At 62.7% G+C, this 24,344-nt stretch carries 22 protein-coding genes; 9 read left to right on the plus strand and 13 right to left on the minus strand.

All coding sequences use genetic code 11. From position 1 onward, the window contains the following. Window positions 1-55: 55 nt before the first annotated feature. Both ndk and AU381_RS06110 read right to left on the minus strand, forming a co-directional pair. Window positions 56-478 (minus strand): nucleoside-diphosphate kinase, encoded by a 423-nt coding sequence (ndk, locus tag AU381_RS06105; protein WP_012707487.1) that lies wholly within the window; start codon window positions 476-478, stop codon window positions 56-58. A gap of 113 nt (window positions 479-591) precedes the next feature. Next, window positions 592-1,281 carry a glutathione S-transferase family protein gene (locus tag AU381_RS06110; protein WP_064240876.1) on the minus strand — a complete coding sequence of 230 codons (690 nt, stop codon included), beginning with the start codon at window positions 1,279-1,281 and terminating at the stop codon, window positions 592-594. A gap of 135 nt (window positions 1,282-1,416) precedes the next feature. On the opposite strand from AU381_RS06110, the gene AU381_RS06115 reads away from it, so the two are divergent. Further along, window positions 1,417-1,929 carry a DinB family protein gene (locus AU381_RS06115; protein WP_064240877.1) on the plus strand — a complete coding sequence of 171 codons (513 nt, stop codon included), beginning with the start codon at window positions 1,417-1,419 and terminating at the stop codon, window positions 1,927-1,929. Here AU381_RS06115 and AU381_RS06120 read toward each other — a convergent pair. The 3 genes from AU381_RS06120 to AU381_RS29530 all read right to left on the minus strand — a co-directional run bounded on the left by AU381_RS06120 (window position 1,870) and on the right by AU381_RS29530 (window position 5,361). Then, complete coding sequence (locus tag AU381_RS06120) at window positions 1,870-4,533, minus strand: non-ribosomal peptide synthetase (protein WP_064240878.1); 2,664 nt, start codon at window positions 4,531-4,533, stop codon at window positions 1,870-1,872. The two genes, AU381_RS06115 and AU381_RS06120, sit on opposite strands and share 60 nt — an antisense overlap. A 214-nt stretch (window positions 4,534-4,747) precedes the next feature. After that, window positions 4,748-5,026 carry a hypothetical protein gene (locus AU381_RS06125; protein WP_064240879.1) on the minus strand — a complete coding sequence of 93 codons (279 nt, stop codon included), beginning with the start codon at window positions 5,024-5,026 and terminating at the stop codon, window positions 4,748-4,750. 65 nt (window positions 5,027-5,091) lie between these two features. Continuing rightward, window positions 5,092-5,361, minus strand: a complete 270-nt coding sequence (locus tag AU381_RS29530) for a hypothetical protein (protein WP_156528552.1) — start codon at window positions 5,359-5,361, stop codon at window positions 5,092-5,094. Here AU381_RS29530 and AU381_RS06130 point away from each other — a divergent pair. Then, complete coding sequence (locus AU381_RS06130; RefSeq protein ID WP_064240880.1) at window positions 5,348-7,237, plus strand: ABC-F family ATP-binding cassette domain-containing protein; 1,890 nt, start codon at window positions 5,348-5,350, stop codon at window positions 7,235-7,237. The two genes, AU381_RS29530 and AU381_RS06130, sit on opposite strands and share 14 nt — an antisense overlap. 37 nt (window positions 7,238-7,274) lie before the next feature. On the opposite strand, the gene AU381_RS06135 is transcribed toward AU381_RS06130, so the two are convergent. Next, window positions 7,275-8,114 (minus strand): GNAT family N-acetyltransferase, encoded by an 840-nt coding sequence (locus tag AU381_RS06135; protein WP_064240881.1) that lies wholly within the window; start codon window positions 8,112-8,114, stop codon window positions 7,275-7,277. A gap of 193 nt (window positions 8,115-8,307) precedes the next feature. Between AU381_RS06135 and AU381_RS06140 the strand changes: the two genes are divergently transcribed. Further along, entirely contained in the window at window positions 8,308-9,234 is a 927-nt protein-coding gene (locus tag AU381_RS06140) for a Gfo/Idh/MocA family protein (protein WP_064240882.1), read from the plus strand. A 230-nt stretch (window positions 9,235-9,464) separates the two neighbouring features. On the opposite strand, the gene AU381_RS06145 is transcribed toward AU381_RS06140, so the two are convergent. Both AU381_RS06145 and AU381_RS06150 read right to left on the minus strand, forming a co-directional pair. Then, on the minus strand, window positions 9,465-9,914 hold the full coding sequence (locus tag AU381_RS06145) for a DNA polymerase III subunit chi (RefSeq protein ID WP_064240883.1): 450 nt from the start codon (window positions 9,912-9,914) through the stop codon (window positions 9,465-9,467). 23 nt (window positions 9,915-9,937) lie between these two features. Further along, window positions 9,938-11,431 (minus strand): leucyl aminopeptidase, encoded by a 1,494-nt coding sequence (locus AU381_RS06150; protein ID WP_064240884.1) that lies wholly within the window; start codon window positions 11,429-11,431, stop codon window positions 9,938-9,940. Between the two features lie 309 nt (window positions 11,432-11,740). Here AU381_RS06150 and lptF point away from each other — a divergent pair, with 309 nt between their 5' ends. From lptF to rsmA, 6 genes are all read left to right on the plus strand, one after another. Further along, entirely contained in the window at window positions 11,741-12,913 is a 1,173-nt protein-coding gene (gene lptF / locus AU381_RS06160) for an LPS export ABC transporter permease LptF (RefSeq protein ID WP_064240886.1), read from the plus strand. Further along, the gene (gene lptG / locus AU381_RS06165; protein WP_064240887.1) at window positions 12,910-13,992 is read left to right on the plus strand and encodes an LPS export ABC transporter permease LptG; all 1,083 of its coding nucleotides are present in this window, start codon (window positions 12,910-12,912) and stop codon (window positions 13,990-13,992) included. Before lptF ends, lptG begins: the two co-directional genes overlap by 4 nt. Continuing rightward, window positions 13,992-16,340: an LPS-assembly protein LptD gene (locus AU381_RS06170; RefSeq protein WP_064240888.1), complete on the plus strand. Its 2,349-nt coding sequence runs from the start codon at window positions 13,992-13,994 to the stop codon at window positions 16,338-16,340. The genes lptG and AU381_RS06170 overlap by 1 nt, the downstream gene beginning before the upstream one ends. 193 nt (window positions 16,341-16,533) lie before the next feature. Next, window positions 16,534-17,478, plus strand: coding sequence for a SurA N-terminal domain-containing protein (locus AU381_RS06175; protein WP_064240889.1), 945 nt, complete (start codon window positions 16,534-16,536; stop codon window positions 17,476-17,478). Window positions 17,479-17,488: 10 nt separating this feature from the next. Then, the gene (gene pdxA, locus AU381_RS06180) at window positions 17,489-18,517 is read left to right on the plus strand and encodes a 4-hydroxythreonine-4-phosphate dehydrogenase PdxA (protein ID WP_064240890.1); all 1,029 of its coding nucleotides are present in this window, start codon (window positions 17,489-17,491) and stop codon (window positions 18,515-18,517) included. Beyond that, window positions 18,517-19,341: a 16S rRNA (adenine(1518)-N(6)/adenine(1519)-N(6))-dimethyltransferase RsmA gene (gene rsmA / locus AU381_RS06185; protein ID WP_064240891.1), complete on the plus strand. Its 825-nt coding sequence runs from the start codon at window positions 18,517-18,519 to the stop codon at window positions 19,339-19,341. Before pdxA ends, rsmA begins: the two co-directional genes overlap by 1 nt. Before the next feature lie 15 nt (window positions 19,342-19,356). Here rsmA and gmk read toward each other — a convergent pair whose 3' ends face one another. From gmk to AU381_RS06210, 5 genes are all read right to left on the minus strand, one after another. After that, window positions 19,357-20,016: a guanylate kinase gene (gene gmk, locus AU381_RS06190; RefSeq protein WP_064240892.1), complete on the minus strand. Its 660-nt coding sequence runs from the start codon at window positions 20,014-20,016 to the stop codon at window positions 19,357-19,359. A 3-nt stretch (window positions 20,017-20,019) separates the two neighbouring features. Then, window positions 20,020-20,907, minus strand: coding sequence for a YicC/YloC family endoribonuclease (locus AU381_RS06195; protein WP_064241830.1), 888 nt, complete (start codon window positions 20,905-20,907; stop codon window positions 20,020-20,022). A gap of 204 nt (window positions 20,908-21,111) precedes the next feature. Beyond that, on the minus strand, window positions 21,112-22,302 hold the full coding sequence (gene mltG, locus AU381_RS06200) for an endolytic transglycosylase MltG (protein ID WP_064240893.1): 1,191 nt from the start codon (window positions 22,300-22,302) through the stop codon (window positions 21,112-21,114). A gap of 290 nt (window positions 22,303-22,592) precedes the next feature. Further along, window positions 22,593-23,858 carry a beta-ketoacyl-ACP synthase II gene (gene fabF, locus AU381_RS06205; protein ID WP_064241831.1) on the minus strand — a complete coding sequence of 422 codons (1,266 nt, stop codon included), beginning with the start codon at window positions 23,856-23,858 and terminating at the stop codon, window positions 22,593-22,595. A gap of 216 nt (window positions 23,859-24,074) precedes the next feature. Continuing rightward, the gene (locus AU381_RS06210; RefSeq protein ID WP_003531676.1) at window positions 24,075-24,311 is read right to left on the minus strand and encodes an acyl carrier protein; all 237 of its coding nucleotides are present in this window, start codon (window positions 24,309-24,311) and stop codon (window positions 24,075-24,077) included. Window positions 24,312-24,344 lie beyond the last annotated feature (33 nt).

Consider the following 24,344-nt stretch of genomic DNA (forward strand, 5'->3'; position numbering starts at 1 on the left):
CCCCGGTTTCGAAGAATCGTTTCAAGCCTTTAGAGCGCGAAACGAAGCAAACGAATCAGCCGACGATCTCGGTGCCGGCAAACCAGTAGGCGATTTCTTCGGCAGCCGTTTCCGGGCCATCGGAACCGTGAACCGAGTTCTCGCCGATCGACAGCGCATGAACCTTGCGGATGGTGCCTTCGTCGGCGTTGGCCGGATTGGTGGCGCCCATGACTTCGCGGTTCTTGGCAATGGCGTTTTCGCCTTCGAGAACCTGGACGATGGTCGGACCGGAGGACATGAACTCGACCAGCTCGCCGAAGAAGGGGCGCTCCTTGTGAACGGCGTAGAAGCCTTCGGCTTCGCGGCGGCTCATCCAGACGCGCTTCGAGGCGACGACGCGCAGGCCGGCATCTTCGAGCATCTTGGTGATGGCGCCGGTCAGGTTGCGCTTCGTCGCATCCGGCTTGATCATCGAAAAGGTACGTTCAATCGCCATTGGCTCAGTTCCCTTGCTCTGGAGAAAGTGGCGGTTCATTAGCCGCCAATGCCGAGCAAGACAAGGGGGCCGCGCAAAACAAGGGCCGCGGCGATGATTCGCGGCGGCAAGTTTCACGCCGCTGTCACGGAGCGACCGAGGCCATCATGAAGATCGAGGCAACGCTCGAACCAGTCCGAGACGACGTCGCCGGCGGCGAGCAGACGATGCGGCGAGACGATGCGCGCCCATTGCAGGGCACCGAAGACGATGTAGTCGGCAAAGAGTGGTCTGTCGCCGCCGATGAAAGGCTGGAATTTCAGCATGTGGCGAAGCGGCTCGAGCTTGGCCGAGAAGGTTTCGAGGTCCGCCCGGCCCGCCGCCGCCGTCGCCTCGAGCGACGTGCCGAAGCGCTTCTCGCGGCTTTGCCTGAAATAGGCCCGGTCCACCGGTTCGAGGCTGTCGTGGATATCCATGATGGCGATGCGCCCGATCGGCGGATGAAGGGTCATCTGCGACCAGCCTTCAACGAAGCGGGCCATCGCCTTGCCGCCCTCGCCGCCGAACAGAGTCGGGCGCTCCGGATAGGCCTCTTCCAGATAAAGGGCGATGTCGAAGCTGTCGCTGACGAGTTTTTCGCCGTCGCGGAGCAACGGGACGATCTTCGTCACCCCTTGCTCGAGCTTGGGGATTTCGGTGAAGCCGACAGGCGCCACATCGAAGTCGAGGCCCTTGTGGGCGAGCGACAGCTTGGTCTTCCACACATGCGGCGAAAAAGGGCGCGTCCGGTCCGTACCACAGAGCGCATAGAGTTTGCGGGTCATCTCACCTCCTGATTGGGCGTCGTGCGGCGCATAAGACGGGACGGAGACCGGCCAATCAAATCAGTAATTTTCATGAGTTGCATTCGACACGGGAATATCAATCCGCGCTAGACTGCCACGAAAGGAGAAAAGTTGATGCTCGACCATTACCGGATGTTTGCCGACTATAATCGCTGGGCCAACCGGCTGCTCTACGCCGCGGCGGCGGAACTTTCCGAGGCGGAATACCGGGAAGACAAGGGCGCCTTCTTCGGCCCGCTGCACGCGACGTTCAACCATATCCTGGCGGCCGACCGGATCTGGATGAAGCGATTCACCGGCCAAGGCGAGGCCCCCACGCGGCTCGATGCTATCCTCCATGAAGATCTGACCGCACTGACGGCGGCTCGGATGGCGGAAGACGAGCGCATCATCGCCTGGGTCGACAGTCTCGACGAGGAACGGCTCAACGCGCACTTCACCTACTCGCCGCTCACCATGCCCGGCAAGATCACACAGAGAGTCGCTCCGACGCTCGCCCATTTCTTCAACCACCAGACCCATCACCGCGGACAGGCGCACGCGACCTTGACCGCGCTCGGCCGGCCATCACTGACGCTGGACCTGGCTTTCTTCCTGCGGGCCGAGGGCGAAAAGTGGGCGGCCTGAATAGAGCCTGGGCTTGAGCGCGGCGGGCCAATCCGTCGCGAGAGTGCCCGCCCGGGCGCGCACGAGCCCTTTGAATAGCTGGCGCTGCCCCCACCAGACTGCAATCCCCAAAGCGACGCCGCCAACGATCGAGCAAAGGGAGAAGGCCAGCGGCGGGAGATACGGCTGCACCGGCGCCAGCAGGAGCTCCGGCACGAAGCGGTGCAGGATGTAGATATGAAAGCCTGCCGCCGCGAGCGGCAGGACGAGTTGCACTGCCAATTGCGGCAGGCGGATGCGAGGCAGGAACAACAGGGCCGCGACAACGGGGATTTGCAGCAGGTATTTGATCTTCGTGCCGATCCAGACGCCCTCGTAAAGACCGAGGAACAGATAGATCCCTGTTCCAGCCGCCATAACCGCGAGCCGCTGGGCCCAGTTCTGCGCCAACGCCGCGCACCAGCCGATCACGGCCAGATGGAAGATCCAAGGCAGCGTGAAGATCTGGCGGTTGCCGATTTCCCAAAGCGGCGGCAGTGCCATACGAGCGGCAAATGCGGCGGCGAGCAGCGCCATGCCGGCGTCAAAGGGCCGAACTGCCGCGAAGCGCCTGACGAACGGCATGGCGAACAGAGCGGCAAACACCAGCAGCATCTGGCAATAGGCTTCGATGAACCAATAGAGATAAGGCACCATGCCGTGGCGCTCAGGGGCGGCGAAGGCAAAATTGCCGACGAGAAAGACGGAGGCCCAAGGCACCTCCCCCCAGGCAAGGGCGTAAACCGCAACGATCAGATAGTAGGGAACCAGGATCTGCGCGAGCGGCCGCAGCAACCGCCCGAACGAACCCGACAGAAGCGCGCCGCTTTGGAACCGCGCCAGGCCGAATCCCGCGAGGACGACCATCGCCGCCGAGCCGCCCGGAATCGGCCAGAGCGTTTCGTGGTGAAGTACGACGAGCAGGATGGCCAGCGCCCGGATCAGGAGGTCCGTGCCGATCCGCGGTGTCTTGCGCTCCCGACGAACCATGGCCGCCAATGACTTGACCGGTATGCTTTCCCAGCCCTCGGGCACCTCGCCGAGGATTTTCTCGAGTCCCATCGACAGCTGGACGAAACGGAGCGAATCCCCGCCGAGCGACAGGAAACTGTCATCCGGTCGAACCTTCTGCGGGTAGAAAAGCTGGTCGAACAGGGCCTCTACGCCTTGTCGGTGCGAAGAACCGCCGTCGCCTCCCCTCCTCTGGCGGAGGGCTTCGTAATCGAGCTTGCCGGATGCCAGGCGCGGCAGCGCGTCGATGCGCGTCGCCCGTAATTGCAGCAGGGTCAATCCGCTTGCGGAGACGAGCAGCTGGCGGACCTCGTCGGGACCGTGTTCTCCCACGAAGTAGGCGTGGATTTCGGCATCGCTGCCGATGATTGCGGCTGCGATACCGTGCCGCTCCAGAGCCGCTTCGAGGCCGTCATGGCCGATGCGCAGCCCCGCGATCTTCGATATCCGCTTCGTCCGCCCGACGATGCGGAAGAACCCTTCCGCATCCCGCACCGCCAGATCGCCGGTGCGCAATTCCGAGAGCCCGGCGCCTCCGGCGAGCTCGGCCCGCGAGGTGGCATAGCCCATCATCACATTCGCGCCGCGATAGATCAGTTCACCAGATTCGTCCGAACCGGTGATCAGCCGCCCGCTTTCGTCCTCGATCGCCAGGCTGCCGCCCGGTATCGCGACACCGATCCGGTCCTCCCTGCCCCGCAGCCGCTCCGGAGGCACGTAGGCCATACGGGCGGTCGCCTCCGTCTGGCCGTACATAACGAAGAAGGATGCGCCGCGTGCAAGCAGGTGTTCATTGAAGAGACGAACTTTCTCGGCCGCCAGGCGTCCGCCAGCCACGGTCATGAATCGCAGTTGCGGGAACTCCCGGCCGCGGAATCCCGCCTTTTCCAGGAGCTCGTAGGAATAGGGAACGCCGGAAAGATTGGTGCAGCCGCTCGCGGCAAGTCCGTCGAGGAAGCCGTCGTCCAGAATGGATCCTCCGGGAATGTAAATGCTTGCGCCGACTGCCAGGTGCGCGTTCAGGACAGAGAGGCCGTAGGAATAGTGAAGAGGCAGAACGAGGCAGGTCCGATCCTGATCCGTCAGGCCGAGATATTCGGCGATCGAACGTGCGTTGGCTTCGATGTTCGTCCTGGACAGGCGGACATATTTTCCCTGGCCGGTACTGCCAGAGGTCGAGAGCAGGACGGCGAGATCGGGATGGGGGACCTCTCGGCCTCCCTCCAGCCGCTCGGTGCGCCAGCGTCCGTCGATCCGGCGATGGCAGAAGTCCGGCTTGAAGATCTCGCGATCCGCCTTCATGGCCGCAGGGCCCTGCAACGCGATGGCGTGTCCGGCATCGAGTGCGGCCAGATAGGCGATGATCGCGTGCTCCGAGAGATCGGCTTCGAGCATCACCAATCCGCGCCTGTCGCGCCAATGCGATGCCAGGCGATCGACGCGGGCGGCGAGTTCACGATAGCTGACGACCCTCCCGCCGGGAAACACGAGAGCCGGCTTCTCGCCCTGGGCGGCCAGGTGCGCAACACAGAAGGGGAATATCGACAAATCGCCTGCGCCCAAGGCCGCCTCCATTTTAGCGAGGCGACATATTATTGCTGACTCCTGTCGTCAAGTATAAGCGCCGAACTAAATCCGCAACCTGCGCAGGAAAGACCGCGACAAATGGCGGCACGCTCGCCGGTGCTCATCACTTGTGCAAGACGAAAAGGCCCGGTCCCACTCAGCGGGGCCGGGCCTTGGAATGAGCGGTCTGGGAGGACGAACGCTCTGTTGTTGGGGTTTCGACTTAGCGGCTGATGCCCTGGTAATATTCACCTTCTCCGCCGCGGACGAGCTTCGGCTGAACGGCGAAGTCGGAGACGGAACCAGTGGCGGTGCGGTCGATGGACCCGTTGGCGCGGCGAACCGCGGCCTCGTCGCCGGCCTTCAGAGCGCGTTCCGTGAAGAGTGGCTTGTCGCTGATACCTTCGTAATAGCTGCCGCCGGCAAAGGCCGCGGAGGCGCCGCCAAGAACGGCAGTGGCGACAAGGGCGGCGGCGAGAGCGGTGTGGACTGCATTTCTCATGTTCAACACTCCTGATTATCTCGTTCTTTGGAACGATGGGTTGGTCGCGACCACCTGTGATCGGATCAGTCTTTTTCGAACGCGGCGGCCTTGCCGATGACGTTCGATCCGAGGCGGATGATCGGAAGAGCAATACCTGCGCTCTTCGGTGATAGATGTGGGACCTCATGATGAGGTTTGGAAGTGTTGATTACCGGAACACGTCGTCCAAGATTCGATAACAATGAGCCCTTGAAAACGCCCGCTTCACGTCTATCGGGCAGCCGTCTGCTGCTCTGGCGACCCCTTGCCTTCGCGAAAAACTCCGGGCAAAAGGCCCCGATGATCCAGATCACCGGCCTTTCCGCCCGCGTCGCGGGCCGCCTTCTCATCGAAAACGCCTCCGTGACGCTCCCTGCGGGCACGAAGGCAGGCCTCGTCGGACGCAACGGCGTCGGCAAGTCGACGCTTTTCCGGATCATCACCGGCGAGCTTGCGGCAGAAACGGGCAGCGTTTCCTCGCCGAAGAATGCGCGGATCGGCCAGGTGGCCCAGGAGGCGCCGGGGACGGAAGAGCCGCTCATCGAGATCGTGCTGAGGGCGGACAAGGAACGCACCGCACTTCTAGCGGAGGCCGAAACTGCGACCGACCCGCACCGGATCGCCGACATCCAGACGCGGCTTGCCGATATCAGCGCCCACTCGGCGGAAGCGCGGGCGGCGAGCATTCTCGCCGGTCTCGGCTTCGATCACGAAGCACAGAGGCGCCCCGCCTCCTCCTTCTCGGGCGGCTGGCGCATGCGCGTGGCGCTTGCAGCCGTGCTCTTTTCCGAGCCGGACCTGCTGCTGCTGGACGAGCCGACCAACTATCTCGATCTCGAGGGGACCCTGTGGCTGGAGGATTACATCCGCCGCTATCCGCATACGGTCATCATCATCAGCCATGATCGCGACCTGTTGAACACGGCCGTCAACGCCATCGTCCACCTGGACCAGAAGAAGCTCAACTTCTATCGCGGCTCCTATGACCAGTTCGAGCGGCAGAAGGCGGAAGCCGACGAGTTGCAGATGAAGGCGAAAGCCAAGAACGAAGCGGCCCGCAAGCATCTGCAGAGCTTCATCGACCGCTTCAAGGCGAAGGCGACAAAGGCTCGCCAGGCGCAGAGCCGCATCAAGGCGCTGGAACGCATGGGCACAGTGGCGGCGGTGATCGAGGAGCATGTCCAGGGTTTCTCCTTCCCCGATCCGGAAAAGCAGGTCGCCTCCCCCATCGTCGCCATTCAGGGCGGCGCGGTCGGATACGATCCGGGCAAGCCGATCCTCAAAAGGCTTAACCTGCGCATCGACGCCGACGACCGCATCGCGCTGCTCGGCTCGAACGGCAACGGCAAGTCGACCTTCGCGAAATTCATTTCGGGCCGGCTTGCGGCAGAAGCCGGCGAAGTGCGGATCGCACCTGGCCTGAAGACCGGCTTCTTCGCCCAGCATCAGCTCGACGACCTCGTCCCGACGCAGAGCGCCGTGGAACATGTGCGCCGCCGCATGCCGGATGCGCCGGAAGCGAAGGTCCGCTCGCGTGTCGCGCAGATGGGACTGTCGACCGAGAAGATGGACACGCCCGCAAAGGACCTCTCCGGTGGCGAGAAGGCGCGCCTCCTGATGGGGCTCGCCGCCTTCGATCAACCGAACCTGCTCATCCTGGACGAGCCGACCAACCATCTGGACATCGACAGCCGCAATGCGCTGATCACCGCGCTCAACGATTATTCCGGCGCCGTTATCCTGATCTCGCATGATCGGCACCTGATCGAAGCGACCGCCGACCGGCTGTGGCTGGTGCGGGACGGAACAGTGACGAGTTACGACGGCGATCTCGACGATTATCGAAGCGTGATCGTCGGCGGCGCCAAGACGAAGGACGAGAAGCCCAGGACCAACGGCTCGGACGAGGGCCTGTCGAAAGCCGACCAGCGCAAGGCCAATGCCGACAGGCGCGCGTCGCTGGCGCCGCTCAAGAAAAAGATCAACGAGATCGAATCCTTGACGGAAAAACTGGAGAAACTGATTCAGGCGCTCGACGCCGAATTGGCCGACCCGTCCCTCTACGAGAAAGCACCAGCCAAGGCCGCCCAAAGGGCCAAGGAACGGTCGGAAGCAGTGGCGAAACTCGCCCATGCCGAAGAGCAATGGCTCGAACTATCGGCCGAATACGAGGAGGCGATGGCGAGCTAGATCGGCAGACGCAGACGGCGGACGGTTCTCGACCGGATCAGCCGAGTTCGAACGTCGTAATCCCGTAAATCCGTGGAAGAGGCAGGTCCGGCGACGGCCCGCGGTACATGCGGGCCGTCTCGAAAACCGGCTTCATGTTGTAGCGTTCACAAAGCGCCCGCGCCGAGGAATTCGGCTCGGGAATGTCGAGGTAGACCCGCGCCCCTTTCGCGCCCGCGGCGAGCTTGCGGAAAATGAGGTCGGCACCGGTCTCGTTGTCGGCAAAGAGCGGGCCGATCTTCAACCCTTCGCGGCAGCCGCGGATCGTCCCGTAGCCGACTATGGTGCCATCGCGCAGGAGAAGGACGCTTCGCCGTGTCGGCAATTGCTTCGTCCATTCGTACAGAAAGGCTTCTCGGCGCGCCGGATTGAAGCGGCGGTCGTAATCGGTCAGGGCCGTGACATGGACGGGAGCCACATCGATCAGATGCGTGCCCGGAGGCTCGGAGACATCGAGAGCGCCGCCATAGCGGACATTCGCATGCGCCCAGGCGAAGCCCGACTTTCGATAGTTATCCTGCTGGGCCACCACCCCGTCGAGGCCGATCACACGACCTTCGGCGCTGGCGATCGCCCGCTTCCAGAGAGCGAGGCCGATGCCCCTGCCCCGAAAGGCCGGATCGGCGATATTGAGGCCAAGAAAGGCATATTGGGCGCCGTAGCGCACAAGGGAGATGGCCGCCGCCAGGGTTTCGCCTTCGGTCGCGACCCAATATCCCTCCGGATCGGCGGCCCAGAACGCATTCGCGTCTTCAAGACCCGGATTCCATCCCTCCCTCGCCGCCCAGTCGATGATCGTGTCAAGCTCGGCGCGGGTCGCACGGCGGATGTTCGGCATGGCAATTCCTCAACTGTCCTTCGCATCCCAGATCAGCGAAAACCGCCCCGTCTTCACCGGAGACTTAACAGATTTGTTTGCATCTTGTCCCCTCAGGTGCCAGCTTATTTCAACACGGAACCCCGCTTGCCCGCTGCCCCCAATCTGCTACAAGGGGCGACAATAAGTCATACTAATAAAGAGCGAAGCACCCATGTCTCCCATTCGAATTGCCATTGTCGGCGTCGGAAAGATCGTGCGCGATCAGCATCTGCCGGCGCTTGCCAAGAATGCCGACTATCAACTGATCGCAGCGGCGAGCCGCCATGGAACTGTGGATGGTATCGACAATTTCAAGTCTATCGAAGCGATGATCGAGGCGGTGCCGGCAATCGAGGCGGTTTCGCTCTGCATGCCGCCGCAATACCGCTATGAAGCGGCCCGCACGGCGCTCGAGGCCGGCAAGCACGTCTTCCTCGAGAAGCCGCCGGGCGCGACCTTGAGCGAGGTCGCGGACCTGCAGGCGCTGGCGGCGGCCAAGGGCCGTTCGCTCTTCGCGAGCTGGCATTCGCGCTACGCGCCGGCGGTCGAAGCGGCGAAGGCCTTTCTCGCGTCGACTACGATCCGGAACGTCAAGATCATCTGGAAGGAGGATGTCCGGCACTGGCATCCGAACCAGGAATGGATTTGGGCGGCCGGCGGCCTCGGCGTGTTCGATCCGGGCATCAATGCCCTGTCGATCATCACGCATATCCTCCCGCGTCCGATCTTCATCACCTCGGCGACCCTCGAGTTTCCGGAGAACCGCGACGCGCCGATTGCCGCCTCGATCGCCTTCAGCGATGCGCAAAAGCTCGACGTTTCGGCTGAGTTCGACTGGCGCCAGACGGGCAAGCAGAGCTGGGATATCGTTGCCGAGACCGAGGCCGGCGAGATGGTTCTCTCCGAAGGCGGCGCCAAGCTCGCCGTCGACGGCAAGATCGTTCACGACGAGCCGGAACAGGAATATCCGATGCTCTATCGGCGTTTCGCCGAGATTATCAAGGAAGGCCGGTCGGACGTGGACCTGTCGCCGCTCCGGCACGTCGCCGACGCCTTCATGCTCGGCCGGCGGAAGTTCGTGGAAGAGTTCCACGATTGATGGCGCCGGTACGGGCGGACCTGGGCTTGCCCCTCATCCCCCTGCCGGGACCTTCTCCCCGTTTTGACGGGGAGAAGGGGTCTGCCGCGCCATTCCCTCTCCCCGCACACGCCGCACACCGGAGAGGGGACTGAAGCGTTGCGGCGAGTCCCCTTCGCCGCGCTTGCGGGGAGAAGGTGGCCGGCAGGCCGGATGAGGGGCAACGCCGGTCCGCCGATGCGAGCCCGGCGTCACGCCTTCTTCTCCCACCGACCGTCGCGGTTCTGCTGCCAATAGGTGAGGTCGTGCGCCTCGCCCTTCAGCCGCTTCCACTGGCCGCGCGCCGCCTCGAGCTGTCCTTGGTCGTAGCCATCGAACATGAAGACGACGCGCTCGTATTCGGAGACCGGCGGCGGCTCCGCGCCGTCGACGAGAAAGCGCACGGCCGCCCCGTTCTGGTTGCCATTGCCGGCGACGATCAGGATCGGTTGCTCGGCCGCGAACTCGCCGGCGTCCGTGCCGTGCGGCAGGAAGCTGTCGTCGCGATAGACCCAGAGGTGCGTATCGAGCGAGTCGCGCCTTTCCGCGTCGACCGTTTGGACGACCACGCGCCAGCCGCGCTCGATGCTCTTGTCGAGCAGCGGCGGCAGGGCGTCCTCGAGTTTCGATTCCGTGAGATGGTAGAAAAGGATTTCGGTCATGCCGATCGGAACCTACCAGGCAATCAGGATTCGTAATTTGCCCGGACCAGTTCGTCGAGGAGGCGCACGCCGAAGCCGGAGCCCCAGGACTGGTTGATCTCGTCGGTCGGCGAGCCCATGGCCGTACCGGCGATATCGAGATGCGCCCAAGCCGTGTCCTTGACGAACCGCTTCAGGAACTGCGCCGCCGTCACCGAACCGCCGTGGCGGCCGCCGGTATTCTTCATGTCGGCAAACTTGCTGTCGATCATCTTGTCGTATTCCTTGCCGAGCGGCATCCGCCAGAGGCGCTCCTGCGTCGCCGTGCCGGCCTTCAGCAACTGTTCGGCGAGGCGATCGTCGTTCGAGAACAGGCCGGCGTAGTGATTGCTGAGCGCCACCATAATCGCGCCGGTCAGCGTCGCCAGATCGATCATCGCCTTCGGCTTGAAGCGATCGTTGCAATACCAAAGCGCATCGCAGAGGACGAGCCTGCCCTCGGCATCCGTATTGATCACCTCGATCGTCTGGCCGGACATCGAGGTCACGATGTCGCCCGGCCGTTGCGCGCTGCCGTCCGGCATGTTCTCGACCAGCCCGATGATGCCGACGGCATTGACGCCGGCCTTGCGGGCCGCCAGCACATGCATGAGACCAGTGACCGCGGCGGCACCGCCCATATCCCCCTTCATTTCCTCCATGCCGGAGGCTGGCTTGATCGAGATGCCGCCCGTATCGAATACGACCCCCTTGCCGACGAAGGCAATCGGCTTGTCCTTTGCCTTGCCGCCCTTCCACTGCATCACGACAAGGCGCGGTGGACGGGACGATCCCTGTGCGACGCCGAGCAGCGCACCCATTCCGAGTTTTTTCATTTCCCGCTCGGTCAGGGTCTCGACCTCGACTCCGAGCTTCTCGAGGTCCTTGGCACGCGCCGCGAACTCCACCGGGCCGAGCACATTGGCGGGCTCGTTGACGAGGTCGCGCGCCAGGAAGACGCCTTCGCCAATGGCCTGGACCGTCGAAAAGGCCTTCTTCGCAGCGATGACCATGCCGGTGACGATGGTGACCTTCACCACTTTCTGAGAAGTCTTCGACTCGTCGTCGGATTTGCGGGTCTTGTAGCTGTCGAAGGCATAGGCGTTCATTTCCATGCCGAGCGCGAAGTCGGCGGCCGCCTTGCCTGTGACGTCAACGCCCGGTGCATCCAGGAAGATCGTCGCCTTTTCGGCTGAGCGCAGTTTCGCGGCCACCGCGCCGCCGGCTTTTAGCCAATCATGGCTCGTGAGCGCCGCCGCGTCTCCAAGCCCGAGAAGGATGATCCGATCCGCCGGCGAACCGTGTGGAGCGACGATGTCGAGGGTCGATAGCGCCTTGCCGGTGAATTTACCGATCTTCGCCGCCTTCGGCAGGACGGCCTCGGGATCAACGACAGCGGCGCCGGCCGGTTCCTTCGCGCCGGCGACCTGCAGGAGGACTGCGGCGCCCCCGGCCGGGCGATGGGATTTGCTGAAAGCGAACTCGAACTTCATCGGCATGCAGGACTCCGGGCATTTCTGACGGGCTTCCGTCCGGCTGTTACCGGACGGCTACAGTAGCGGACATTCGCGACGTCGGCCGTGATCAAAGCTGTGGCGCGCACCCTTCTCGCTTTTGAGGCGCTTGGCAAGATGCCCGCACATGTTTACATGCGGTTAACCGCAGTTCTTCGCCTTATGTTATCCCTGTTGTTCGACACTCTGGATTTCGAACGCAGGAGCGGGGACCGGTATGGCCGGACAGCGAACACGAGGCCCGTGGACGCGTGGACGGCATGAAGGAAGAGCAGGATTGGGTCGGAAACGGGTATGAAGCTGATCGAACGCTACATCTTCCGGCGCGCCACGATCATGTTCCTGGCAACGCTCCTGCCGCTGCTCGGCATCGTCTGGACCACGCAGGCACTGAGCAACGTCAACCTCGTCACGGATAGCGGCCAGTCGATCTTCGCCTTCCTCAAGCTTGCGACGCTGATCCTGCCTTCGGTGGTTCCGATCATTCTGCCCTTCGCACTCTTGATCGGGGTCACCCAGACGCTGAGCGTGATGAACACGGATTCGGAACTGACGGTGCTCAACGCCGCGGGCAGTTCGCGCATGTCGGTGATCAGGCCGGTGATTTATCTCGCTGTCGGGCTGAGCGTCCTTTCCTTCGTCGTCGACAATTTCGTCGAGCCCTATTCGCGCGTTGCCGTGCGCAAGATGATTGCGACTGCGCATGCCGACCTGCTTTCCTCCGTCGTGCAGGAAAACGCCTTCCGGAAGATTACCGACGGGCTTTACGTCCAGGTCGCCGCCCGGCGCAGCGGCGGTGTCCTGCACGGCATCTTCGTCGCCGATTCGCGCAATCCGAATTTCGAACTGGTGTACTATGCCCGCGAGGGCGCGGTTGACGAGGAACGCTCGGCGCTTGTGATGAAGGACGGCGAAGTCCATCGCAAGTTGCCGGACGGCGGCGTCTCGGTCATCAAATTCGACTCCTATGCCTTCGATCTTACCGACATGACCAGGGCGGCGGGCGAGGCCACCATCCGCGCCAAGGATCGGGACCTCTTCTATCTCATCGACCCCGATCCGAACGATACTTCCTACAAGCGCTCGCCGCTGACCTTTGCGGCGGAACTGCACCGTCGCCTCACCGAATGGACCTACCCGCTTCTTTTCGGATTGATCGCACTCGTCGTCAGCAGCGATGCCCGCTCGCACCGGGAGGCGCGCTTGCATCCGACGATCAGCGCCGTGGGTGCGGCCCTCGTCATACGCTGGATGACGTTCTACGCGGGCAACAGCGCGGAAGATTCGATATGGTTCGTGCCGCTCATGTATCTGGTGCCGCTGGTCACCGGCGCCTTGGTGATTCGCCAGCTCGCCAGCAACCGGCGCCTCGATATACCGACGACGTGGAAGGAAAAGCTCACCGACTTCCTGCTGCGGCTTCGGCTCCTGCGGGCGGCCAGTGCCGATGGGGAGCAGGCGTCATGATCCTCAGCACCCTCGGACGCTATTTCTTCAAGCGTTACATCGTCACGACGTTCTGGTTTCTGGTCGGCATCTTCGCGCTGGTCTTCATCATCGATTTCAGCGAGCTCACCAGCCGAATGTCGGCCTTGCCGCGTTACACGGTCACCGGCGCGCTGCTGATGACGGCGTTCCGCATCCCGACGATCCTGCAGCAGACGGTTCCCTTCGTGGCGCTCTTTTCTGCAATGGCGGCCCTGATATCGCTCAACCGCCGCTATGAGCTGGTCGTGACGCGAGCCGCCGGCATATCCGTGTGGCAGTTTCTAAGGCCCTTCGTTCTGGGCGCGTTTCTCTTCGGCGTTCTCGCCGTCGCCGCGCTCAACCCGCTTGCCGCCTGGGGCACGAAGAAAGCCGAAGCGCTGGAGGCGGAGTGGGGCTCGTCCCGCTCGGCGCAATCCAATTCGATTCCGTGGCTCAGACAGATCTATGACGGCACGGACACGATCATTGGCGCCCGGTCGGTCCAGAAGGGCGGCACGGAACTCATCAACGTCACCGTCATCCACTTTGATCCACAGGGAACGATCATCCTGAGGCAGGATGCGAAATCGGCGAAACTCGAAGATGGTTACTGGCTCCTTAACGGCGTCACCGAAAGCGGCAACGGACGCCTGCCTCGACGTCTGGAAACGGTACAACTCCGCACGAATCTGAAGGCCGACTTCGTCCAGGAACGCTTGGCGAAGGCTGATTCCATTCAGTTTTTTGACCTGCCGCATAAAATCGACGTGGCCCGCTCCTTCGGCTTCTCGACCGACGCCATGGAAACCCAGCTTCACTCGCTCCTGTCGCTGCCGCCGCTTCTCGTTGCAATGACTTTGATCGCCGCCTGCGTGTCATTGAAATTTAGCCGGTTCAACCAATCGCGCTCCGTAATTCTCGGTGGAATCCTGTCAGGCTTCGTGCTTTATGTCGTCACCGTGCTTGTCAAAGCATTCGGGAGCAGCGGCATCGTGCCTCCGTTCGTTGCAGCCTGGTTGCCAGTTGTTGTAGCGATGGCGCTGGGCTCGACGATTCTATTGCATCAGGAGGATGGCTAGTGGCGGCAGGCAACCGCGGACCTATGAAGCTTATCAACGCCGCCCTCCTTGCAGGCGTGGCGCTGCATGCGCTTGCCATCGGAATGCATGCGCCGGCCATGGCGCAGGACACGTCTACCCGAATCGATGAGCTGCAGCCGAACATCCCGGCTGACGCAAAACTGCTGCTGACCGCCAACGAGCTGGTCTACAACCGCGACACGGAAATCGTCAGCGTGCGCGGCAATGTGCAGATCGAGTATGGCGGCTACAAAATGGTGGCCCGCCAAGTCGAGTATAATCAGAAGACCGGCCGCATCCTCGCGACCGGCGACATTCAGCTGATCGAGCCCGATGGCAATGTCGTTTATGCCGACAAGATGGATGTCACCGACGATTTTGGTAACGGCTTCGTCGAGTCGTTGCGTATCGAGACGACGGATCTGACCCGGCTGGCCGCCGAAACCGGCGAACGGCGCAACGGCGAAGAATTCATCCTCAACAAGGCCGTCTACACCGCCTGCACCCCGTGCGCGACCAAGCCGGAGCACCGCTCTCTGTGGCACATCAAGGCGCAGCGCGTCATTCAGAACGGCCGCACCCACACAATCCGACTTGAACACGCCTATTTCGAGCTGTTCGGAAAGCCGATCGCCTACATTCCGGTGATGGAAATCCCCGACCACACGGTCAAGCGCAAGAGCGGATTCCTGTTCCCTACGTTCCGTTACGCGCAGAAGCTCGGGGCCGGCGTCGGCATCCCCTATTATTGGGCGATCTCGCCCTATATGGACGCGACCGTCACCGCAACCGGATTGACACGTCAAGGCTTCCTGCTGGAGGGAGAGTTCCGCCAGCGGTTCCACAACGGCATGCACACGCTGAACGTGGCCGGCATCAGCCAGATGGACCGGGACCAGTTCACGCCCGGAACCGTCGATGCGGAAGAGACCGCGCGCGGCATGGTGGCATCCAGAGGCCGCTTCGAGATCAATCCGCGCTGGACCTTCGGCTGGAACGTTCTCGTCCAATCGGACAACAACTTCGCCAAGACCTACGATCTCTCGACCTTCGACGGCACCACCTATGTCAACCAGGCCTATCTGTCGGGCCTCGGCAAGCGCAACTATTTCGACCTGCGCGCCTTCTATTTCGACATCCAGGACGCCGATCCGAACAGCATCGCGGAAAACCAGCAGCCGATCGCGCAGGTCCTGGACTATTCCTACACCGCGCCCGAGCCGGTGCTGGGCGGGGAACTCAACGCTGACTTCAACTTCACGAATGTCAAGCGTAACCGGCTGGACCGGGATACCACGGTGTTCGGCGTGGATCGCTTCCGCGGGCTCGAGGGCAGCTCGCATCGCCTGACTGGCGAACTCGAATGGAAAAGGACCTTCATCGCGCCCGGCGGACTGGCGTTGACGCCGCTGCTTGCGGCGCGCGGCGACGCTGTGGGAGTCAATGTGGACGACCCCGTCGGCTATACCGGCGATTTCACCAGCAGCGATGCCGTGACGCGGAGCATGCTCACCGCAGGTCTCGAGGCGCGGTATCCGATCCTTTTCGCCGGTGAAACGAGCAGCCACGTGCTGGAGCCGATCGCGCAGCTCTACGCGCGCCCGAATGAACAATATGCCGGCGCACTGCCGAATGAAGACGCACAGAGCTTCGTCTTCGACGCGACCAATCTCTTCGATCGCGACAAGTTTTCCGGTTTCGACCGTATCGAGGGCGGGACGCGTGCCAATGTCGGCTTCCGTTACACGGGAAGCTTCGACAGCGGCTACGGCCTGCGCGCCATTGCCGGCCAATCGTTCCATCTCGGCGGTGTCAACTCGTTCGCTACGGACGATCTCGTCAAGGCAGGCGCAAATTCCGGCCTGGAGACCGACCGGTCCGACTATGTCGCGATGGTCGGCGTCGACGCTCCTTCCGGCCTGATGGCGAGCCTCTCCGGTCGACTGGACGAGAAGGATTTAGACCTCCGCCGCGCCGACGCGACGGTCGGCTACCTCGGGCTGACCTGGCAGGCCGCCTTCACCTATACGCGGATCGAGGCACAACCGCTCTACGGATCGCAATCCGACCAGGATGAAATCCAGACAGCCGCGGCCTATCGATTCCATGACTACTGGTCGGTGTTCGGTGCTTTGACCTATGACATCAATGACGGCATCGTCTCCCGCCACGGCCTGGGTCTGACCTATGACGATCAGGACACGCTGTTCTCGATCGTCTACAAGTCGGAGCGGGACACCGACAGCACGGTCGCCAACGACTGGTCGATCGGTGCCCGCATCAGTTTCCGTACGCTCGGAGACATCAATGTGGGCGAGACCAGGTTCGAAGAGCTGGACTATTTCTGAGACGTTCCCCGTTCCCTCTTTTTATCGTGCGCGTCGTCTCCCCGCCGCATAAAAGTGACGCGATCGATTGATCACGCGCTCTTGTCATCGTTTGGCCGCATGTATTATGCATTTCCCACAAATTGACAGTGGGAAAGCGGACGGTTGAGGCTGTGGCAACGGCTGCGAGCAATCGGCGCGGGATGAGCAGGGAATGATGATGGGCGGGAAATTCTCGATCGTGAAGGCGCTCTCCGCGCTGGCGGTCGCCGGGGTGCTGAGCATTGCTTCCGGTGCGGCCGTTGAGGCTGCGAGCGGAGTGAGTGTGATCGTCAACAATACGGTTATCACCTCGGGTGATATCGCCAAGCGCGTGGCATTCCTTCGCCTGCAGCGCCAGGGCGGCGGTTCGGCCGAAGCCAAGAAGCAACTGGTGGACGAAGTCCTGAAGCGCGCCGAGATCGCACGCGTCCAGCAATCTGTCAGCACCCAGGAGGTCGACGCCGCCTATGCGCGATTTGCCGCCGGCAACAAGCTGTCGACCGAGCAACTCGGCAAGATCCTCGATCAGTCCGGCGTCGGTATCGAGCATTTCAAGCAATATATCGCAGTCCAGATGAGCTGGCCGCGGGTCGTCAACTTCCGCTATGGCAGCGCCAGCCGCCTGTCCGGCGGGGACCTCGTCAAGCGCATGATGGAAGGCGGCGGCGACAAGCCGGTGACGACGGAATATTTCCTGCAGCAGGTCATCTTCGTCATCCCGGAATCGAAGCGCGGCGCGATCACCGCCAAGCGGCAGGCAGAAGCCAATGCCTCCCGCGAGAAGTTCCCCGGCTGCGAAACCTCGAAAGTCTTTGCGGCGAACTACCGCGACGTATCGATCCGCAGTCTCGGCCGCGTGCTCGCCCAGCAATTGCCCGAGGACTGGAAGCCGCTCGTCGAAAAGGCGGGCGACGGAATGACGACCGGCACGCGCGTCACCGAAAAGGGCGTCGAATATCTGGCAATCTGCAAGAAGCGGCAGGTCAATGACGACGCCGCCGCCGAAGTCGTCTTCCGCGCCGAGGATATCGGCAAGAAGAAGGCCAGCGGCGAAGATCCGAACAGCGAGAAATATCTCGAGGAACTGCGCTCCAAGGCGCAGATCGTCAATAAATAGTCGGGCTACCATGAGCGAGACGAGCGGCAGGCCGATCGCCCTGACGATGGGCGACCCGGCCGGTATCGGCCCGGACATAACTCTTGCCGTTTGGGCAAGGCGGGAGGCGCAGGCGACTGCGCCTTTCCTCTTCATTGGTGACCCTTCGGTGCTATCGGCACGCGCCAAAGAACTCGGGCAAAGCGTGCGGATCGTGGAAACCGATTGTCTTGATGCATCCACCCGTTTCGCGGACGCCCTGCCGGTATTGCCGATCCGTTGTCCCGCTCCTGTTGTCGCCGGTCAGCCGAACGCCGAGAATGCCGCTGCCGTCACCGGTGCGATCGACACCGCAGCACGGCTCGTCATGACCGGTGAAGCCTCGGCCGTGACGACCAATCCCATTGCCAAAGCCGTGCTTTACGAGGCGGGTTTTCGTTTCCCCGGCCATACGGAATATCTTGCCGATCTCGCCGAGAAGGCAACCGGGACCTCCGCCCTGCCGGTGATGATGCTGGCGGGGCCGAGGCTGCGCGCCGTTCCCGTGACGATCCATATTCCACTCAAGGATGTTCCCGCCGCGCTGACGCCGGATCTCCTCTATCGAACCTGTACGGTAACCGCCACCGATCTGAAGAGCCGCTTCGGGCTGGAGGCGCCGCGCCTTGCCATCGCCGGTCTCAATCCGCATGCCGGCGAAGCGGGCGCGCTCGGTCTCGAAGACGATGCGATCATCCGCCCGGTCATCGACCGGCTTCGCGGCGAAGGCCACAACGTCGTCGGACCGCTGCCGGCCGACACCATGTTTCATGATAGGGCAAGAGAGACCTACGACGTCGCGATCTGCATGTATCACGATCAGGCGCTGATACCGGCCAAGGCGCTCGGCTTCGATGACAGTGTCAATGTGACGCTTGGCTTGCCTTTCATCAGAACCTCGCCGGACCATGGCACCGCCTTCGCGATTGCCGGCAAGGGAATTGCCCGCGAGGACAGCCTGCAAGCGGCGCTGCGGCTTGCCGCCGAACTTGCGGCCAATGCCGGGAAGGCGCAGGGCTGATGGCTGCTCTCGACGGTCTGCCGCCGCTTCGCGACGTCATCCAGCGCCACGGGCTGGACGCGAAGAAGGCGCTCGGTCAGAACTTCCTGCTCGACCTCAACCTCACCCAGAAGATCGCCCGTACGGCGGGCCCTCTCGAAGATGTTACGGTCATCGAGGTCGGGCCGGGTCCCGGGGGGCTGACGCGCGCCATCCTTGCGCTCGGCGCCAGGAAGGTCGTGGCGATCGAACGCGACCCGCGCTGCCTGCCGGCACTTGCCGAAATCGGCGCCCATTATCCCGGCCGGCTCGATGTCGTCGAAGGCGACGCCCTGAAGGTCGATTTCGAAAGCCTCGCCAACGGTCCAGTCCGTATCATCGCCAACCTGCCTTACAATGTCGGCACGCAGCTTCTCGTCAATTGGCTGCTGCCCGAGCGCTGGCCGCCCTTCTGGCAGTCGATGACGTTGATGTTCCAGCGGGAAGTCGGGTTGCGCATCGTGGCGAGCGCCGACGACGATCATTATGGCCGCCTCGGCGTCCTCTGCGGCTGGCGGACCAAGGCGCGACTGGCCTTCGACGTGCCGCCGCAGGCCTTCACCCCTCCTCCGAAAGTCACCTCCACGGTCGTGCATCTCGAACCGATCGACAAGCCGATTCCGTGCGCAGTCTCGGCGCTCGAGAAGGTCACGCATGCAGCCTTCGGCCAGCGCCGCAAGATGCTGCGCCAGAGCCTGAAGCCGCTCGGCGGCGAAACGCTGCTCGGCAAGGCGGGCATCGATCCGCAGCGCCGCGCCGAGACGCTGACGGTCGAAGAATTCTGCCGCCTGGCGAATTGCCTTTGAGCCGATAGAAAGGACTTAGAAGGGGTTTTCCGTCAGCAGACCGTTGACGAATTCGAACAGACCGGGGCGACGATCGCGGCGCAGGCGCTCCGCTTCGATGATCGACCGGACTGAAGAGAAGGCGCGGTCGAGATCGTCGTTGAGGACGATATAATCGTATTCCCGCCAATGCTCGATCTCCGCGCGCGAATTGGCGAGCCGGGTGGCGATCACTTCCTCGGTGTCTTCGGCGCGCCGGTGCAAGCGCGACTGCAGTTCGGCCATGGACGGCGGCAGGATGAAGATCGAGACAACGTCGCCCGCCATCTTTTCCTGCAATTGCTGCGCGCCTTGCCAGTCGATATCGAAGAGCATGTCGCGCCCTTCGGCCATCGCGGCCTCGACGGCGTCACGCGGCGTTCCGTAAAAGTTGCCGTGGACCTCGGCCCATTCCAGGAGCGAGTCGGTCGCCCTCAAGGCTTCGAATTCGCGGATGGTCTTGAAATAGTAATGTCGCCCTTCGATCTCGCTCGACCGCTTGGCGCGCGTCGTGACACTCACCGAAATGCTCAGTTCCGGATCGGCTTCGAGGAGATTGCGCGCGATCGTTGATTTCCCGGCGCCAGATGGCGATGAGATCACAAGCATCAATCCGCGGCGGGCGATCCTGATGGGCGAAGCGGTCGCCGATTTCATGTCTTACTCCAGATTCTGAACCTGTTCCCGGAACTGGTCGATCACAACCTTCAATTCGATGCCGGCCGCGGAGACGGCGGCGGCGTTCGACTTCGAGCAGATCGTATTCGATTCCCGGTTAAATTCCTGTGCAAGGAAATCGAGCTTGCGACCGACCGGGCCGCCTTTCATCAGAAGCTCGCGGGCGGCGGCAATGTGCGAACGAAGCCGGTCGATCTCTTCCCTGAGATCCGCCTTTGTGGCGAGCAGCGCGACCTCGGCATGCAATCTTTCGCGGTCGATCGATGACGCGTTGTCCATGACCAGTGCGACCTGTTGTGCCAACCGCGCCGCGATTGCCGAAGGGCTCCGGGAGGGGTCGTTCTCGACCGTCGCGGTCAGTTCTTCAATGCGCTCCACCTGCGCCAGCAGAATTTTTTCGAGCGCAGCCCCCTCGTCTTCGCGCATGGCCATGAGGTCGGCCAGCGAAAATTCAAGCGCCTTGACGATATCGGCGTCGCGGGCGGCGCGCTCGCTCTCGGTTTCCTCCGGCTCGCGAAAATCGATAATGCCGCGGAGCGACAGAAGCGTATCGAACTTGAGCGGCGCCGGGTCGATGAGATCGCCCAGTTGCTCGCGCAGCTTCAGGACGGCATCCAGGGCACCACGATTGACGACGGCTTCGACGGCCGTCTCGCCGCCGCTGACAGAAAGGGCGATCTGCAGGTTGCCGCGAGAGAAATACTGCGGAGCGAGGCGTCGACAGTCGGGCTCGAAACGTTCGAGCCCCTGTGGAAGGCGCAGCCGCACATCGAGCCCCTTGCCATTGACCGAGCGCAATTCCCAGGCCCAGCGATAACGGCCGCTGCTCCCCTCTCTCCTGGCAAAGCCGGTCATCGACTGGAGCGGCATGGTTTCCTCCATTCGCTGCTTCGTGCTCCCTTAAATCGCATGCCGATTCTAAGGACAACAACACGCAGCATTCTTAAGTACAGCGACCTTTGTGCGTCCGAAAGGACGCACGGCGCTGTGGTGCAGAAGCAATAGGGCGACGGCGCGGCATCCCGCAAGGGATATCCGCGCCGTCCGCCAATCTTCCACAATGCAGCCGGTCTTTTACTGCGCCTCGGGCGGCGCACTGGCGGCGTCCGCGGCCGCCTTTGCCGCCTCGGCCGCCTTGTCGGCCTCGAGCTTCCGCCACCGCCGCACATTGGCATTGTGCTCTTCGAGCGTCGCGGCAAAAACATGCCCGCCCGTCCCGTCGGCGACGAAGTAAAGCTCGGGCGTGCGCGAGGGATTGGCCACCGCTTCCAGCGCCGCCCTGCCCGGATTTGCGATCGGCGTCGGCGGCAGCCCCTTGATGACATAGGTGTTGTACGGGGTTTCCTTTTCCAGGTCCGACTTCAGGATCGCCCGGTCGGTTGGTTTACCCTCCCCCCCGAAGATGCCGTAAATGATCGTCGGATCGGACTGCAGGCGCATGCCCTTTTCCAACCGGTTGATGAACACGGACGCGACGCGCGGCCGTTCGTCCGCGCGGCCTGTCTCCTTCTCGACGATCGAGGCGAGCGTGACGAACTCCTCGACCGACGTGACCGGCAGTTCCGGATCACGCTTGTCCCAGATCTGCTCGACCAGCGCTTTCTGCGACGCAATCATCTGCTGGAGGATTTCGGCGCGCTTGGTGCCGCGGGTGAATTTGTAAGTGTCCGGCTTAAGCGAGCCTTCGGCCGGCAGTTCCGTCGGCAGGTCGCCGACGAGCACCGGGTCGTCCGCAAGCTTGCGGAACATCTGCTTCACGGTCAGCCCTTCCGGAAGAGAAACGGCATAGAGGATCGACCTGCCGGATTTCAGGAGTTCCATGATCTCCTGCATCGACGCATGCGCCTTGATCTCGTATTCGCCGGCTTTCAGCGTTTCGTTGTCGAGATAGGCTTCGGAGACGAAGCGGAACACACGTGCGTCGGTGATGATGTTGTTGCGCTCCAGGTCCTCGGCAATCTGGATGATACCGGCTCCGCTGCGAACGATGAAGTTCCTGTTTGCCTCCAAGGGTCCGGCTTTCTCGTATGCATGCATCGCATAGTAGACGGCGCCCGCCGCCGCCAGCGCCACGAACACGACGACGGTCATCAGGAAATTGAGGAAGATGACAACCTGGCTGCGCGCCTTCCGGGAACGCTTGGGAGGCTCCGGCACCCGCTCCGGTCTCAGTGCCTCGCTTGCCGATTTCGGAATGATCGGCCCGTTGCTCCCGGTTTCATTGCGGCCGAACTGCGCCGCGCCGCTATCGTTTGAGTCGCTCACGATTATCCCGAATCCGAAACCCGCAATTTCAATCGAGCTGTCGCCGGTGCGAGTTTCGGCTTAGACCGGCGGCGAGCGCAAACGTGCACGAATGTGTCAGAGCAATAGATGTTCTACAATTACCAGATATGCCTTGCGCGAACATAGCCAATCGGGGCGATGCCGACACGGCATCTGCCGTCGACAGCATGTAGCGAGCATTGCGGCAAAAAGCGGGATCAAACACGGATGCGGCAAAGGAATGCGCGAGCGGTATTTCCGCTCACGCTACCGGAGCCGATCCGCCGCTATCAGTCGCCGTTGTAGCGGCGCAGCACCAGAGATGCATTGGTGCCGCCAAAACCGAAGGAATTCGACAGGGCGACGTTGATCTCGCGCTCGCGGGCAACGTGCGGCACCAGATCGATCTTCGTCTCTACCGACGGATTGTCCAGATTGAGGGTCGGCGGAGCGATGTTGTCGCGAATCGCCAGTGCCGAGAAAATGGCCTCGACCGCGCCTGCAGCCCCGAGCAGATGGCCGATCGCCGATTTCGTCGAAGACATCGAGATCTTCGAAGCGCTGTCGCCGACCAGCCGCTCGACCGCGCCGAGCTCGATCGTGTCGGCCATGGTGGATGTGCCGTGCGCGTTGATGTAGTCGATGTCGGCTGCCGTCAGGCCCGCGCGCTTCAGCGCCATCTGCATGCAACGGTAGGCGCCGTCGCCATCCTCCGACGGAGCGGTGATGTGGAAGGCGTCGCCGGAAAGGCCGTAGCCGACCACCTCGGCATAGATCTTGGCGCCACGCGCCTTGGCGTGCTCAAGTTCCTCAAGGATGACGATGCCGGCGCCCTCGCCCATGACGAAGCCGTCGCGATCGGCATCATAGGGGCGCGATGCCTTTTCCGGATTGTCGTTGTGCTGAGTCGAGAGTGCCTTGCAGGCGGCAAAGCCGGCCAGCGAAATGCGGCAAATCGGCGATTCGGTGCCGCCCGCCACCATCACGTCGGCGTCACCGAGCGCGATCAGGCGGCTCGCGTCGCCGATCGCATGTGCGCCGGTGGAGCAGGCCGTGACCACCGAATGGTTCGGCCCGCGCAATTTGTGACGGATGGAAACCTGGCCGGAGGCAAGATTGATCAGGCGGCCCGGGATGAAGAAGGGCGAAAGCCGTCGCGGGCCCTTGTCGCGCAGCGTGTAGCCTCCCTCGACGATGCCTTCCAGGCCGCCGATGCCGGAGCCGATCAGCACGCCGGTCGCAACCTGATCCTCGTCGCTTTCCGGCTTCCAGCCGGCGTCCGCCAGCGCCATGTCGGCGGCGGCCATCGCATAGACGATGAAGGGATCGACCTTGCGCTGTTCCTTCGGCTCCATCCAGTCGTCGGCATTGTAGGTGCCGTCGGAGCCGTCACCGAAGGGGATGCGACAGGCGATCTTGGCGGGGAGGTCTTCGACCTCGAACTCGGTGACCCTGCGCGCCGCATTGCCGCCGGCGATAAGCCGCGACCAGCTAGCCTCGGTTCCGCAACCCAAAGGAGATACCATGCCGGTACCGGTGATAACGACACGTCTCATGCCCATGATCCACCCTGAACGTTCCATTCCGGAGCTGAACCGGTACGCGTTCGACGAGCCCGATCCCTGCATCCCTTGCAGCTTTGACGATCAGAGGGAAAGGCGGGAGCGCTTTGCTGATCGCGACCCGCAATCTCGGCGGGCCAGCCCACATCCCCAGGGCTGTACGGGCCGCGCGTTGCGGCCCGCCGGGCGGCCTTGAGGCCGCAGCGACGATTAGGCCTGGGCCTTTTCGATGAACTTGACGGCGTCGCCGACGGTCAGGATCGAATCGGCCGCGTCGTCCGGGATCTCGACGCCGAACTCTTCTTCGAAGGCCATGACCAGTTCGACCGTGTCGAGCGAGTCCGCGCCGAGGTCATCGATGAAGCTTGCGCCTTCGCTCACTTTTTCGGCATCGACGCCAAGATGATCAATAACAATTTTCTTCACGCGTTCTGCGATATCGCTCATGTCGGAGTTCCTCGACCTTCGTTTTCTCTGCGG

This window comes from Sinorhizobium glycinis, assembly GCF_001651865.1.
Classification (GTDB): Bacteria; Pseudomonadota; Alphaproteobacteria; order Rhizobiales; family Rhizobiaceae; genus Sinorhizobium; species Sinorhizobium glycinis.

Excerpts from the sequence above, each read along its gene's own strand:
- ndk (WP_012707487.1), bottom strand. The coding sequence starts at position 478 with ATGGCGATTGAACGTACCTTTTCGATGATCAAGCCGGATGCGACGAAG.
- AU381_RS06110 (WP_064240876.1), bottom strand. The coding sequence starts at position 1,281 with ATGACCCGCAAACTCTATGCGCTCTGTGGTACGGACCGGACGCGCCCT.
- AU381_RS06115 (WP_064240877.1), top strand. The coding sequence starts at position 1,417 with ATGCTCGACCATTACCGGATGTTTGCCGACTATAATCGCTGGGCCAAC.
- AU381_RS06120 (WP_064240878.1), bottom strand. The coding sequence starts at position 4,533 with ATGGAGGCGGCCTTGGGCGCAGGCGATTTGTCGATATTCCCCTTCTGT.
- AU381_RS06125 (WP_064240879.1), bottom strand. The coding sequence starts at position 5,026 with ATGAGAAATGCAGTCCACACCGCTCTCGCCGCCGCCCTTGTCGCCACT.
- AU381_RS06130 (WP_064240880.1), top strand. The coding sequence starts at position 5,348 with ATGATCCAGATCACCGGCCTTTCCGCCCGCGTCGCGGGCCGCCTTCTC.
- AU381_RS06135 (WP_064240881.1), bottom strand. The coding sequence starts at position 8,114 with ATGCCGAACATCCGCCGTGCGACCCGCGCCGAGCTTGACACGATCATC.
- AU381_RS06140 (WP_064240882.1), top strand. The coding sequence starts at position 8,308 with ATGTCTCCCATTCGAATTGCCATTGTCGGCGTCGGAAAGATCGTGCGC.
- AU381_RS06145 (WP_064240883.1), bottom strand. The coding sequence starts at position 9,914 with ATGACCGAAATCCTTTTCTACCATCTCACGGAATCGAAACTCGAGGAC.
- AU381_RS06150 (WP_064240884.1), bottom strand. The coding sequence starts at position 11,431 with ATGCCGATGAAGTTCGAGTTCGCTTTCAGCAAATCCCATCGCCCGGCC.
- lptF (WP_064240886.1), top strand. The coding sequence starts at position 11,741 with ATGAAGCTGATCGAACGCTACATCTTCCGGCGCGCCACGATCATGTTC.
- lptG (WP_064240887.1), top strand. The coding sequence starts at position 12,910 with ATGATCCTCAGCACCCTCGGACGCTATTTCTTCAAGCGTTACATCGTC.
- AU381_RS06175 (WP_064240889.1), top strand. The coding sequence starts at position 16,534 with ATGATGATGGGCGGGAAATTCTCGATCGTGAAGGCGCTCTCCGCGCTG.
- pdxA (WP_064240890.1), top strand. The coding sequence starts at position 17,489 with ATGAGCGAGACGAGCGGCAGGCCGATCGCCCTGACGATGGGCGACCCG.
- rsmA (WP_064240891.1), top strand. The coding sequence starts at position 18,517 with ATGGCTGCTCTCGACGGTCTGCCGCCGCTTCGCGACGTCATCCAGCGC.
- gmk (WP_064240892.1), bottom strand. The coding sequence starts at position 20,016 with ATGAAATCGGCGACCGCTTCGCCCATCAGGATCGCCCGCCGCGGATTG.
- AU381_RS06195 (WP_064241830.1), bottom strand. The coding sequence starts at position 20,907 with ATGCCGCTCCAGTCGATGACCGGCTTTGCCAGGAGAGAGGGGAGCAGC.
- fabF (WP_064241831.1), bottom strand. The coding sequence starts at position 23,858 with ATGAGACGTGTCGTTATCACCGGTACCGGCATGGTATCTCCTTTGGGT.
- AU381_RS06210 (WP_003531676.1), bottom strand. The coding sequence starts at position 24,311 with ATGAGCGATATCGCAGAACGCGTGAAGAAAATTGTTATTGATCATCTT.